This window comes from Streptomyces sp. NPDC048671 (assembly GCF_055587045.1).
This window is the reverse complement of record NZ_JBVJHB010000019.1, coordinates 37,864-50,781: the sequence shown is the minus strand read 5'-3', so window position 1 is coordinate 50,781 and position 12,918 is coordinate 37,864. Positions and strand designations below refer to the sequence as shown.

Here is a 12,918-nt window from a genome sequence, read left to right as displayed (position 1 = left end):
CGGAGCAGGGGGAACGGCCGTCCGGCGACACAAGAAATCCCCGGTCCGCAATTGCGGACCGGGGATTCTCCCGAGTATATTGAGTGTTTCTGTGCGCCCACAGAAAAGGCCCCTCACCGGGGGCCACTAAGCAAAACCATATCCGGCAGGAGCCATTTTGTCAACTCGGGAAAGCTCCGAATTGCAGAGGGAGCAGGAATTCATCGACCGGCTCTACGACCGTGTCGATGCGCTGCGCGGAGTAGCCGCCCAGCACGTCAAGGACGCGCTGACGCCGGTCGGAACCGGTCTGCAGGCCCGTCTCGAACGCGATGTGCTCGTCGCTGAACGCTCTGGACTGCTGGCTGCCCTGAATGCCGTGGACGGCTCGCTGTGTTTCGGCCGGATCGACCTCTCCAGCGGCACGGCGCACCATATCGGCCGGGTCGGAATCCGCGAGGACGACACCGCGCACACACCTCTGCTGATCGACTGGCGCGCACCGGTGGCCCGCCCCTTCTATCTCGCCACCGGTCACACGACCATGGGCCTGCGCCGGCGCCGGCACATCACCACCGAGGGCCGCGTCGTCACCGAGCTGCACGACGAGATCCTCGACCTCGGGGACCGGGAGCGCACCGGCTTCGAGGACCCGAGCGGCGACGCCGTGCTGCTCGCCGCCGTGAACTCCGCCCGCACCGGCCGCATGGGCGACATCGTGCGGACCATCCAGGCCGAGCAGGACCGCATCATCCGCGCCCCGCACCGCGGTGTTCTCGTCGTCGAGGGCGGGCCCGGCACCGGCAAGACAGCGGTGGCGCTGCACCGGGCGGCCTTCCTGCTGTACGAGCACCGCGAGCTGCTCGCCAAGCGCGCCGTCCTGATCGTGGGCCCCAACCCGGCCTTCCTGCGCTACATCGGCGAGGTGCTGCCCGCGCTCGGTGAGACCGGTGTCCTGCTCGCCACCCAGGCCGAGCTCTTCCCCGGGGTCCACGCCGACGGCACAGACACGGGCCGCGCCGCCGCCGTCAAGGGTGGTGAGGGGATGGCGGAGGCGCTCGCCCTCGCCGTCCGCGACCGGCAGCAGCTGCCCGAGCCCGGCGCCCCGCTGGTCATTCCGCACGACGACGGCGATCTCGTCGTCGACTGGGAGATCGCGTACGAGGCCCGGCAGGCGGCCCGCGACACCCGGCTCCCCCACAACCTCGCCCGCCCGCACTTCGCGTTCCGGATCATCGACGCCCTCACCTCGCAGCTCACCGAGCGCATCGGCGCCGACCCGCACGGCGGTCCCAACTTCCTAGGGCCCGACGACGTCGCCCAGCTCGGGCGGAACGTCGCCCTCAGCAAGGAGGTGCACGCCGCCGTCGACGAGCTGTGGCCGCCCCTCACCCCGGAGCGGTTCCTCACCGACTATCTGGCCGGCCCCGTGTACGTACCGGCCGAGGACGCCGAAGCCATCCGGCGTACGCCCGGCGAAGGGGCCTGGACGCCGGCCGACGTCCCGCTGCTCGACGAGGTGGCCGAACTCCTCGGGGTCGACGACAGCGCCGAGCGGGCCGCCGCCGAGGCCGAGCGCCAGGAGCGGATCGCGTACGCGCAGGGCGTTCTGGAGCTGTCGAGGGGTTCGGAGTCCTACGAGTTCGAGGACGAGGAGTCCGAGACGCTCGCCGCGCACGACATCATCGACGCCGAACGCATGGCGGAGCGGCAGGAGGAGGCCGATCACCGCAGCGCGGCGGAGCGCGCCGCCGCCGACCGGACCTGGGCGTTCGGCCACATCATCGTCGACGAGGCGCAGGAGTTGTCGCCGATGGCGTGGCGGCTGCTGATGCGCCGTTCGCCGACTCGCGCGATGACCCTGGTCGGGGACCCCGCGCAGACCTCCGAGGAGGCCGGCGTCGGCTCGTGGGAGAAGATCCTCGCGCCGTACGTCGGTGACCGCTTCGAACACACCACGCTCAAGGTCAACTACCGCACGCCTGCCGAGATCATGGAGCTGGCCGCCGGGGTCGTACGGGCCGTGGACCCCTCGTTCGAGCCGCCGGGCTCGGTGCGGTCCACCGGCGAGGTGCCGTGGACACGGGAGGCCGGGGAGGATCTGGCCGGTGCGGTGGCGCTGGCCGTCTCGGAGCTGACGCCCGACGAGGGGCGCCTCGCGGTGATCGCTCCGGCGGCGCTCCACGAGGAGATCGCGGCTCCGCTGGACGGAGTCACGGCCGGCGCCGAGCCCGATCTGGCCCGCCCGGTGGTACTGCTCGACCCGCGACAGGCCAAGGGGCTCGAATTCGACCATGTGCTGGTCGTGGAGCCCGCCCGGTTCGGGACCAGCGATCTGTACGTGGCGCTGACCCGTGCCACGCAGCGCCTGGGCATCGTCCACCGGGAGAAGCTGCCCGAGTCGCTGCGCTGACGGCATGCCGGGGAGGAGCGGACCGGCCTCCGGCGGGGTGCCGGTCGGCTTCGCGGTCGCCCACGTCCCGCGGCGGGTACCGGGGCTCCGCCGGGTCCTGTGGTCCGGGCGGAACCCCGGTCCACTACAGCGGCGTCGCCGCCGCTTCGAGTGCGACGAAGAGCGCGAAGGCCGCGTTCAGCGAGGACAGCGTGGACAGGGCTGTTCCCGCCGCCGCGACGAACGCCGCGATCCCCGTCGGGGTGTGAACCGGCGGCCAGCCCCGCTCCGGCGGCACAGGGCCCAGCAGCGCGGCGACCCGCCGGGGGACGGGGCCGGCCGCCGCGAAGGCCGGGACGGTCTCGGTGGCGGCCCGGTGCGAGATGATCGCCGCCTTGCCGACCGCACGGGCCGTGAGCCGCCGGTCCCCGGTGGTGACGGCCGCCTCCTCGTCGGCCCAGCGCTCCGTGCTGTAGGTGATGGCCGCGCGCAGCGGACGCAGCAGCGGGTTCGCGCACCCGGCCAGCTGAACGGCGAGCAGCAGCCGGTGGTGCCGGCCGGCGAGATGGGCCCGCTCGTGCGCGAGGAGCGCCCGCTGCTCGGCCGCCGTCAGACAGTCGAGCATCGCGGAGGAGACCATGATCCTGCCGGGCGAGCCCGGCAGGGCGTACGCGTACGGCACACCGTCGGGCAGCACGGCGACCTCGGCCGTCGTCGACAGCCCGGCCAGTGTCCGGTGCGCACGGGAACGGAAACGGCAGTGGCGCCATACGGTGGCCGCGCAGGCCACGGCCACGGCCGTGAGCGCGGCGATCGCCGTCTTGCCGGCGAACCTGTCGTGCGGAACGGCCTTCCTGACCTCGTCGTCCGACCAGCCGTCAGGGAGCGGGTTGCCGGGCAGCTGGGCGGTGCCGACCACCACCAGCAGACCGAGGCAGAGGGTGCTGCACGACGCCAGGATCACGGCGATGGTCGCGAGCAGACGGGCGGCGCTTCGCGGGTGCAGGTGCTGCTCCGCCAGGCGTGCGATGGGCAGCGCCGTGAGTGGCAGGACCAGGGGCAGACAGACGAAGACACCCATCGGTCAGCTCTCCGATTCGTCCGTGGGCCGGCCGGCCTGGCCGGGGCCGCTCTCGCTGAGCAGCGACCGCAGCAGATCCTCGTCGTCCGGCGACAGCGCGGAGACGAAGCTGGAGAGCACGGCGTCCCGGTCGTCCCGCTGGTCGAGGAGCCGGCGCATCCGAAAGGCGGTGAGACCCGCCCCGTTCGCCGTCGACTGCCACAGCACCGGGCGTCCCGAACCCGTACGGGTGACTGCCTGCTTGTCGAGCAGCCGGGTCAGGATCGTGATGACCGTGCTGTACGACAGACCACCGTCGAGACGCTCCTGCACCCAGGCCGCGGTGACGGGCTCGCTCGCCCCGCCCAGCACGGTCAGCACCTGGGTCTCCAGTTCGCCCTGCCCGCGCCTGCGGGCCCGCGGCTCCCCCGGCCGGCCGTCCTTCTCTCCACCCACGACGCGGCCCCTTTCACGCGGCTGCCCGGTCACTCGTTCACGTGCCGGGCGCCGGGGCATATTACCGGCGGCTCGGACGCCTCGTGAGCCCGTCGAAGCCCGGGGCCGCACCCCCGCACGCAAACTCTACAGTGCTGTAGATTTCAGGTGTTGTCATTCGGTGCCCGCACGGTCCCGCGTGGGCGCAACGATGCGTAGAGGGAGAAGACATGGGTGTGAGCCTCGCCAAGGGCGGAAACGTCTCACTGACCAAGGAGGCCCCCGGACTTACGGCGGTCCTCGTCGGACTGGGCTGGGACGTCCGCACGACCACCGGCACGGACTACGACCTGGACGCCAGTGCCCTGCTGTGCGACGAGGCCGGGAAGGTCCCCTCGAACGACCAGTTCGTCTTCTACAACAACCTGAAGAGCCCCGACGGTTCGGTCGAGCACACCGGCGACAACCTCACGGGCGAGGGCGAGGGGGACGACGAGATCGTCAAGGTCGATCTCGCCGCCGTGCCGGCCGAGGTCGCCAAGATCGTGTTCCCCGTCTCGATCCATGACGCGGAGAGCCGGGGCCAGAGCTTCGGGCAGGTCCGCAACGCCTACATCCGCGTGGTCAACCAGGCGGGCGGGGCCGAGATCGCCCGCTACGACCTCAGCGAGGACGCCTCCACCGAGACCGCCATGGTCTTCGGCGAGTTGTACCGCAACGGCGCCGAGTGGAAGTTCCGCGCCGTCGGACAGGGCTACGCCGCCGGACTCAGCGGTATCGTCGCCGACTTCGGCGTCAGCCTCTGACCCGGTCCGGGTCACCGTCGTACCGCACCCTGCCGAGAGTGGAGCCATGACCGTCAATCTGACCAAGGGCCAGCAGATCAGCCTCACCAAGACCGGCGGCGGGGAACTCACCGTCGTGCGCATGGGTCTGGGCTGGAAGTCCGCGCCCCGCAGGGGGTTCCTCGCCCGGCTGACCGCCCGTGAGATCGACCTCGACGCCTCCGCCGTCCTCTTCGCCGGCCAGGCCCCGCAGGACGTCGTCTTCTTCCAGCACCTGACCAGCGACGACGGATCGGTGCGGCACACCGGCGACAACCGGGTCGGCGGCGCGGGCGAGGGCGGCGACGACGAGTCGATCGTCGTCGACCTGCAGCGCGTCCCGGCGCACGTCGATCAGATCGTCTTCACCGTGAACTCGTTCACCGGCCAGACCTTCGAGGAGGTCGACAACGCCTTCTGCCGTCTGGTCGACGAGACGACCGGGCAGGAACTGGCGCGGTACACGCTGACCGGCGGCGGGCGCCACACCGCGCAGATCATGGCCAAGGTCCAGCGGTCCGGTGCGGGATGGCAGATGACGGCCATCGGCAGCCCGGCCGAGGGGCGCACCTTCCAGGACCTGATGCCGGCCGTCGCCGCGCATCTGTAGGCCTTCCCGCCAGCCCCTCTCTTCCGCACACCCGCCGGCACTCACCACTACGACCGACCCTGGAGTATTTCGCATGGCACTGTGGGACCGCATCAAGGAATCGGCCTCGACGATGCAGACGCAGCTCAACGCCAAGAAGAACGACCTCAAGAGCGGTGGCTTCCGCGACGCGAGCATGGCCATGTGCGCCCTTGTGGCCGCCGCCGACGGCTCCATCGACCCTGTCGAGCGGCAGCGGGTGGCCTCCCTGATCGCGGGGAACGAAGTCCTCCAGAACTTCCCCGCCGAGGATCTGCAGCGCCGGTTCAACGACTACTGCCAGCAGCTGACCTCCGACTTCGAGATCGGGAAGGTCAGCCTCCTCCAGACCGTCGGCAAGGTCGGCAAGAAGCCGACCGAGGCCCGCGCGGTCATCCAGATCGGCATCGTCATCGGCGGCGCCGACGGCAACTTCGACAACAGCGAGCGCGCCGTGGTCCGCGAAGCCTGCTTCGCGGCCGGCATCGCGCCGAACGAATTCGACCTGTAGGCCGTCGGGGGTTCCGGGCGTGCCGCGGTCAGTACGCGGCACGCCCACTCCGCTCCCGCCCCGATCCCGCGGAACGCGGCCGAGCCCTACCGTCCGCTCCCCCGTGACGACCCGGCGCGCGGCACCTCGGCGTCCGGCCGTGGCGCCTTGAAGGCCCACGCCATCTCCGGCTCCATCGCGAACCGGAAGATCCGCCGCACTGGTGGCGTACAGAGCACGGTGATCACCGCGGCGCCGGTCCAGCGCGGCGGCGAAGACCGGCACCGCCAGGATCCGGGCCTCCCGGCGTCGTACGAGCTGGAAGTGCTCGGGCCCGAGGACCAGGCCGAGTACGAAGAACGGCAGGAACTGCAGCACGCGTTGCGGGTCGCGGTCGTCCCCGATGTCACACGGCAGTCACTGATCCCCCGTCCCGTAAACCGGCGCCGTCCGCGAGACCGCCCAGCTCGCGGCGGCCGCGCGTGGGGTATGCGCCGTTCGTCCGAGTACCCCCTCCCCCACGGCCCGACCGGTGCGGACGGCGGGATTCCGGGAATCCTTGACACCCCGGAGCGGCAGGAGGAGCATCCTCACGTCGTTGACAACGTTGTCGGGGCGACGCCGTTCCGGAGTGGTCACGGCGGGCCCGCTCCCACCGCGTTGACCGTTCGTCATACACGAAGGGCAGGAACGGTGTCAGACACGCACAACCATCGGACGCACACCGGGCTCAGGGTCATCAGCTCCGTCGCGGTCGCCGCCATGGCCGCGCTGGGAACGGCCACCACAGCCGCCCCCGCCTCGGCGGCATCCCCGCACGGCACCGTCAAGAACCCCGTGTCGTACGTCGATCCGCTGATCGGCACGTCCAACGCGGGCAACACCTATCCGGGCGCGGTGCAGCCGTTCGGCATGCTGGCCTGGAGTCCGCAGAACTCGAAGGGGAAGCAGGTCTCGACGCCCGCTCCCGGCGGCTACCAGTACGACGCGACGAGGATCCGCGGCTTCAGCCTCACCCATCTCAACGGCGTCGGATGCTCCGGCGCCAACGGTGACATCCCGATCATGCCGTACGTGGGTGACGTCGACTCCTCGCCGAGCGCGGACACCACCGACGCGAAGTACGCCACCTCCTTCTCGCACGACGACGAGACCGCCTCGCCCGGCTACTACAAGGTCGGCCTGGCAAGCGGCGCGTCCGCGGCGCTCACCACCACCGCCCGCACCGGCTCGGGGAAGTTCGGCTTCCCGGCGGGCAAGCCGGCGAGCATGCTCTTCCGCACCTCGAACTCCGAGAGCGGCAGCACCGGCGCCACCGTGCGCATCGACAAGGCGGCCCGGACCGTGACGGGCTCCGTCACGGCGGGCAACTTCTGCGGTCCGCAGAGCGCGAACAACCGCAAGGACCTCTACACGCTCTACTTCACCGCACACTTCGACAAGGCGTTCGCGAAGACCGGCACCTGGACGGACGGCACGGTCAGGTCCGGCTCCACCACGGCCTCCGGCGGTACGGGGTACAGCTCGTCCGGCAACGCCGTGGAGGGCAAGGGCTCGGGCGCGTACATCACCTTCGCCGACGGGACCACCGAGGCCGGGGCCAAGGTCGCCGTCTCCTACGTCAGCCCGCAGAACGCCGAGGCCAACCTCCGGGCAGAGAACGGGCCCCGCGAGACCTTCGACTCCGTCAGGAACCGGGCCGCCCATGTCTGGAACAGGACGCTGAGGTCGGTCGAGGTGGGCGGCGGCACCGACGCCCAGCGCGCCACCTTCTACACCGCGCTCTACCACTCCATGCTGGAGCCCACCCTGACCAGCGACGTGGACGGCCGCTATCTCGGCGCCGACCGCGAGCCGCACCGGCTCGCCAAGGGCCAGAAGGCCCAGTACGGCACCTTCTCCGGATGGGACCAGTACCGCGCGCAGGTGCAGCTCATGACGCTGCTCAATCCGAGGGCGGGCAGCGACTACGCGCAGTCGCTGTACAACTATGCGGGGCAGCGCGGCGGCGAGTGGGACCGCTGGCTGCTGGAGAACGGCAAGACGAGCGTGATGTCGGGTGATCCGTCGGATGCGGCTCTCGCCGGGATCTACGCCTTCGGCGGCCATGACTTCGACGTCAAGGGCGCCCTGAAGTCACTCGTCAGGGCGGCCACCGTACCCACGGCGAACGACTCGGACAGCTCCGGCTGCAACGTCGAGTGCGTGGGCCAGCGGCCCGCGCTCGACAAGTATCTGGAGCTCGGGTACGTGCCGGCCGACAACTGCCACTGCTGGGGAGGCGCGGCCGAGACCCTGGAGGACGCGGCGGCCGACTACGGACTGTCCGAGCTGTCCCGGCAGACCGGGAGGACCGCCGACGCGAAGAGGTTCCTGGACCGCTCGGGCAACTGGACGAACGTCTTCGACGCCAACGCCACCCCGCAGGGCGGCTACATACGCGACCGCAAGGCCGACGGCACCTGGGCGGGCACCTTCACGCCGGGTACCGGCAGCGGTTTCGTCGAGGGGTCCAGCGCCCGGTACACCTGGATGGTGTACTCGGACGTGGCGGGCCTGGCCGGTGCGATGGGCGGTGACGACCGGGCGGTGGAGCGGCTGGACGCCTTCTTCCGCACGCCGGACGGGAAGTTCGACTTCTCGGCGAAGGACGACACGCGCTACGACGCGACCAACGAGCCGGACATCAACGCCCCTTACCTGTACGACTACCTGGGGGCTCCGTACAAGACGCAGGAGACGGTCCGCGCGGAGCTGGACCAGCTGTGGACCGACACCCCGGGCGGCATCCCCGGCAACGACGACGCGGGGACCATGTCGTCCTGGTACGTCTTCTCGGCGCTGGGCATGTACCCGCAGAACCCGAGCCGGGCCGATCTCACCCTCTCCGCTCCCCTGTTCCCGCACGCCGTGGTGCACACCGGGCACGGGAAGACGATCACGGTCGACGCACCCGCCGCTTCGGCGGACAACTCCTACATCCACGGTCTGAAGGTCAACGGCCGGACGTCCACGAAACCGTGGGTCCCCGCCTCGCTCGTCACCCGTGGCGGCACGCTGGACTACACCCTCGGCTCGACGGCGGACACCTCCTGGGGCACCGCGAAGGCCGACGCACCGCCGTCCTTCCCCGGCGGCGGCCTGAAGTACTTCACCGGGGCGACCCCGGATCAGCTGAAGGTCGAGCCGGGGTCCGGCAGCGCCGGGACGACCGTCAAGGTGCAGAGCCTCCAGACGGAGGCCACCACCGTTCACTGGACGGCGAAGGCGCCGGCCGGCGTCACCGTGAGTCCCGCGCAGGGCGACTTCACGGTCCCGGCACGCGGTTCGGCGAGCGCGAAGCTCACCGTGTCGGCCGCCGCGGACACGGCCGAGGGCCACTACACGGTCCCGGTGACACTGAGGTCGTCCACGGGAGAGGAGCTGCCGAAGACATCGGCCGCGGTGACCGTCGCCGAGCGGAACAGCATGCTGTGGAACCGCAACAGCACCGGCGTCTCCACCGACGACGACAATCCGCAGGCCGACTTCGACGGTGAGGGCTGGAGCTACTCGGCCAAGGCGCTCGCCGCGGCGGGCGCGGCACCGGGCGCAACGGTCTCCTCCGGCGGCTTCGACTTCGGCTGGCCCGAGGTGGGAGCGGGCGCCCCGGACAACATCGAGGTGGCCGGGACCGAACCACAGGTACTGGCGGTTCCGTCCGCATCCGGCGACACCGAGCTGAGCCTGCTGGGCAGTGCGGCCGAGGGCGAGGCCTCCGGTCGGGCCACCCTGACGTACACCGACGGCACCACGCAGCAGGCGGAGATCGGCTTCAGCGACTGGACGCTGGGCGGCGGCGCGCAGAAGCCGTCGTTCGGCAACACGGTCGCCGTCCACACCACGTACCGCGACGTCCAGGGCGGCGGTACGGACCCGGTGGGCACCGAGGTCTTCGCCACCGCCCCGACCGCGCTCCAGGCGGGGAAGCAGCTCGCGAGCGTGACCCTGCCGTCCACCACGGACGGCGGTGTGATCCACGTCTTCGCGGTGGCCACGGCCTGAGCCACCCGAGCGGAACGGGCCGTCGCGGCAAGGCGATCCCCTTGCCGCGGCGGCCCGTTCGTGGTGGTCAGACGAGGTCGAACCGGTCCAGGTTCATGACCTTGTCCCACGCCGCGACGAAGTCCTTCACGAACTTCTCCTTGGCGTCATCGCTCGCGTAGACCTCGGCGATCGCACGCAGCTCCGAGTTCGACCCGAAGACGAGGTCGGCGCGGCTGCCGGTCCACTTCACCGTGCCGGAGGCGTCGCGGCCCTCGAAGGTGGTGGCGTCCTCGGAGGCCGCCTTCCACGTCGTGCCCAGGTCGAGCAGGTTGACGAAGAAGTCGTTGGTCAGCACCCCGGGGGTGTCGGTGAGGACACCGAGCGAGGACTGCTGGTGGTTCGCGCCGAGCACCCGGAGCCCGCCGACGAGAACCGCCAGCTCGGGGGCGCTCAGGGTCAGCAGGTTCGCCCGGTCGAGCAGCAGGTACTCGGCCGGCAGCCGGTTGGCCTTGCCGAGGTAGTTGCGGAACCCGTCGGCGGCCGGCTCCAGCTCGACGAACGACTCCACATCGGTCTGTTCCTGCGACGCGTCGACACGTCCCGCCGCGAAGGGGACCTCCACGTCGAAGCCGGCGTCCTTGGCCGCCTTCTCGACACCTGCGGCACCGGCGATCACGATGAGGTCGGCGAGCGAGACCTGCTTGCCGCCGGACCCGGCCGAGTTGAAGGACTCCTGGATCCCCTGGAGGGTGCGCAGCGCCGCCGCCAGCCGGTCCGGGTCGTTGACCTCCCACGCGTTCTGCGGCTCCAGGCGGATGCGGGCGCCGTTGGCACCGCCGCGCTTGTCACTGCCGCGGAAGGAGGAGGCCGCCGCCCACGCGGTGGAGACGAGCTCGGAGACCGACAGGTCCGATTCGAGGATCCGGGTCTTGAGGGAGGCGACGTCCGCGGCGTCGACCGTCTCGTACGTCCGCTCCGGGAGCGGGTCCTGCCACACCAGCGTCTCGGCCGGGACCTCGGGACCGAGGTAGCGCACGGCGGGTCCCATGTCGCGGTGGGTCAGCTTGAACCAGGCGCGGGCGAAGGCGTCCGCGAACGCGTCGGGGTTCTGGTGGAAGCGCCGCGAGATCTCCTCGTACGCCGGGTCGAACCGGAGCGAGAGATCGGTCGTCAGCATGGTCGGGGCGTGGGTCTTCGACGCGTCGAACGCGTCGGGGACGGTGTTCGCACCGGCGCCGTCCTTCGGCCGCCACTGCTGTGCGCCCGCGGGGCTCCTGAACAGCTCCCACTCGTACCCGAAGAGGATGTCGAAGAAGCTGTTGTCCCAGGTGGTCGGGGTGTCGGTCCAGATGCCCTCAAGTCCGCTGGTGATCGCGTCGGCGCCCTTGCCGGTGCCGTGCGTGCTCTGCCAGCCGAGGCCCTGCCGCTCAAGCGGGGCGGCCTCCGGGTCCGGGCCGACGTTGTCCGCCGGGCCGGCGCCGTGGGTCTTGCCGAAGGTGTGGCCGCCGGCGATCAGGGCGACCGTCTCCTCGTCGTTCATCGCCATGCGGCGGAACGTCTCACGGATGTCGCGGGCCGCGGCGATCGGGTCCGGAGTGCCGTTGGGGCCTTCGGGGTTGACGTAGATGAGGCCCATCTGGACCGCGCCGAGCGGGTTCTCCAGCTCTCGGTCACCGGTGTAGCGGTCATCACCGAGCCAGGTGGTCTCGGGGCCCCAGTAGACGTCCTCGTCGGGCTCCCACACGTCCGCGCGGCCGCCGCCGAAGCCGAAGGTCTTGAAGCCCATCGACTCCAGGGCGACGTTGCCGGTGAGGACGATGAGGTCGGCCCACGAGAGGTTCTTGCCGTACTTCTTCTTGACGGGCCACAGCAGCCGGCGGGCCTTGTCGAGGCTCGCGTTGTCGGGCCAGCTGTTGAGCGGGGCGAAGCGCTGCTGGCCGGCTCCGGCGCCGCCGCGGCCGTCGCTGATCCGGTAGGTGCCGGCGCTGTGCCAGGCCATCCGGACCATGAAGGGGCCGTAGTTGCCGAAGTCGGCGGGCCACCAGTCCTGCGAGGTGGTGAGCACCTCGGCGATGTCCCGCTTCACGGCCGGCAGGTCGAGGGTCTTGAAGGCCTCGGCATAGTCGAACTCCTCGCCGAGGGGGTTGGCCACGGCGGGGTTCTTGGCGAGGATCTTCAGGTTGAGCCGCTCCGGCCACCACTGGCGGTTTCCGCCGCCCTGGGTCGGATGCGGGGCACGACCGTGCGCGACCGGGCAGCCGGAGGCCTCCTCCGTCTTCGGGTCGGTGACGATCGCGTCGTGGTTCTCAGTCATGGAAATCCTTCCGGACGGGGCGGATCACATTGCTTTGGAACTGAGGGTGGTGGAACTGAGGGTGGTGGAACTGAGGGTGAGGGGACCGAGGGTGACTGAACTGAAGATGGTGAAACTCGGGGGACGCAGCTCAGGGGATGCGGCTCGGGGCGGTGTCGTCACGGTCCGGGTGCCGGCGTGAGCGCACCCGTCTCCTGAAGCCACTCAATTTCCCCTGCTGTTGACCTGTCCCTTGGCTGCCAGCCGGAACCGATCCTACGATGGACCTAGTCCAAGTCAATACGGTAGACGGTTCTGCGCACATCATTCGTCGGACAACGCACAGTTAGGCTGGTGGGCATGAGTGACCTGCTGGAACGGCTTCGTGGACGTGGCTGGCGAATGACCGCACAGCGCCGGGTGGTTGCCGAGGTTCTCGCCGGCGAGCACGTCCACTTCACGGCGGACGAGGTACTCGAACGCGCCGCCGTCCTGCTGCCGGAGATCTCTCGCGCCACCGTCTACAACACCCTCGGCGAGCTGGTCTCGCTCGGCGAGGTGATCGAGGTGGGCACCGACGGCCGGGCCAGGCGCTACGACCCGAACGCACACCACCCGCACCAGCACCTGGTGTGCTCCGCATGCGGCACGATCCGGGACGTCCACCCCGACGCCGACCCGCTGGCCGGACTACCGCTCTCCGAGCGGTTCGGCTTCACCGTCTCCGAGGTCGAGGTGACCTACTGGGGCCTGTGCCCCGACTGCGCCGGCGGCTGATCCGGACAGCCCGG

9 protein-coding genes and 1 pseudogene are annotated in these 12,918 nt (G+C 70.6%); 6 read left to right on the top strand and 4 right to left on the bottom strand.

The window, feature by feature from the left end; translation table 11 throughout:
• Positions 1-181: 181 nt before the first annotated feature.
• Positions 182-2,392 carry a HelD family protein gene (locus ACZ6S6_RS32155; RefSeq protein WP_469708453.1) on the top strand — a complete coding sequence of 737 codons (2,211 nt, stop codon included), beginning with the start codon at positions 182-184 and terminating at the stop codon, positions 2,390-2,392.
• 124 nt (positions 2,393-2,516) lie between these two features.
• On the opposite strand, the gene ACZ6S6_RS32150 is transcribed toward ACZ6S6_RS32155, so the two are convergent.
• Together ACZ6S6_RS32150 and ACZ6S6_RS32145 are read right to left on the bottom strand one after the other, a co-directional pair.
• Positions 2,517-3,452, bottom strand: a complete 936-nt coding sequence (locus ACZ6S6_RS32150) for a M56 family metallopeptidase (protein WP_362956875.1) — start codon at positions 3,450-3,452, stop codon at positions 2,517-2,519.
• 3 nt (positions 3,453-3,455) lie between these two features.
• Complete coding sequence (locus tag ACZ6S6_RS32145) at positions 3,456-3,887, bottom strand: BlaI/MecI/CopY family transcriptional regulator (protein WP_362956871.1); 432 nt, start codon at positions 3,885-3,887, stop codon at positions 3,456-3,458.
• A 209-nt stretch (positions 3,888-4,096) separates the two neighbouring features.
• On the opposite strand from ACZ6S6_RS32145, the gene ACZ6S6_RS32140 reads away from it, so the two are divergent.
• The 3 genes from ACZ6S6_RS32140 to ACZ6S6_RS32130 all read left to right on the top strand — a co-directional run bounded on the left by ACZ6S6_RS32140 (position 4,097) and on the right by ACZ6S6_RS32130 (position 5,829).
• Positions 4,097-4,672, top strand: a complete 576-nt coding sequence (locus ACZ6S6_RS32140; protein WP_362956868.1) for a TerD family protein — start codon at positions 4,097-4,099, stop codon at positions 4,670-4,672.
• A gap of 46 nt (positions 4,673-4,718) precedes the next feature.
• Positions 4,719-5,300 (top strand): TerD family protein, encoded by a 582-nt coding sequence (locus ACZ6S6_RS32135; protein ID WP_362956865.1) that lies wholly within the window; start codon positions 4,719-4,721, stop codon positions 5,298-5,300.
• A gap of 73 nt (positions 5,301-5,373) precedes the next feature.
• Positions 5,374-5,829 (top strand): tellurite resistance TerB family protein, encoded by a 456-nt coding sequence (locus ACZ6S6_RS32130; protein ID WP_362956862.1) that lies wholly within the window; start codon positions 5,374-5,376, stop codon positions 5,827-5,829.
• 240 nt (positions 5,830-6,069) lie between these two features.
• Here the strand turns inward: ACZ6S6_RS32130 and ACZ6S6_RS32125 are convergent.
• Positions 6,070-6,216: pseudogene (locus ACZ6S6_RS32125) on the bottom strand (acyltransferase family protein); the annotation flags it as partial.
• Positions 6,217-6,570: 354 nt separating this feature from the next.
• On the opposite strand from ACZ6S6_RS32125, the gene ACZ6S6_RS32120 reads away from it, so the two are divergent.
• A complete protein-coding gene (locus ACZ6S6_RS32120; RefSeq protein ID WP_469708451.1) occupies positions 6,571-9,852 on the top strand; it encodes a GH92 family glycosyl hydrolase in 3,282 nt (1,093 codons plus the stop codon).
• A gap of 67 nt (positions 9,853-9,919) precedes the next feature.
• Here ACZ6S6_RS32120 and katG read toward each other — a convergent pair whose 3' ends face one another.
• A complete protein-coding gene (katG, locus tag ACZ6S6_RS32115) occupies positions 9,920-12,148 on the bottom strand; it encodes a catalase/peroxidase HPI (protein ID WP_469708367.1) in 2,229 nt (742 codons plus the stop codon).
• Between the two features lie 339 nt (positions 12,149-12,487).
• On the opposite strand from katG, the gene ACZ6S6_RS32110 reads away from it, so the two are divergent.
• On the top strand, positions 12,488-12,904 hold the full coding sequence (locus tag ACZ6S6_RS32110; protein WP_469708365.1) for a Fur family transcriptional regulator: 417 nt from the start codon (positions 12,488-12,490) through the stop codon (positions 12,902-12,904).
• The last annotated feature ends 14 nt before the right edge of the window (positions 12,905-12,918 follow it).

Coding starts and splice junctions, on each gene's coding strand:
- ACZ6S6_RS32150 (WP_362956875.1), bottom strand. CDS start 3,452: ATGGGTGTCTTCGTCTGTCTGCCCCTGGTCCTGCCACTCACGGCGCTG.
- ACZ6S6_RS32140 (WP_362956868.1), top strand. CDS start 4,097: ATGGGTGTGAGCCTCGCCAAGGGCGGAAACGTCTCACTGACCAAGGAG.
- ACZ6S6_RS32135 (WP_362956865.1), top strand. CDS start 4,719: ATGACCGTCAATCTGACCAAGGGCCAGCAGATCAGCCTCACCAAGACC.
- ACZ6S6_RS32130 (WP_362956862.1), top strand. CDS start 5,374: ATGGCACTGTGGGACCGCATCAAGGAATCGGCCTCGACGATGCAGACG.
- ACZ6S6_RS32120 (WP_469708451.1), top strand. CDS start 6,571: ATGGCCGCGCTGGGAACGGCCACCACAGCCGCCCCCGCCTCGGCGGCA.
- katG (WP_469708367.1), bottom strand. CDS start 12,148: ATGACTGAGAACCACGACGCGATCGTCACCGACCCGAAGACGGAGGAG.
- ACZ6S6_RS32110 (WP_469708365.1), top strand. CDS start 12,488: ATGAGTGACCTGCTGGAACGGCTTCGTGGACGTGGCTGGCGAATGACC.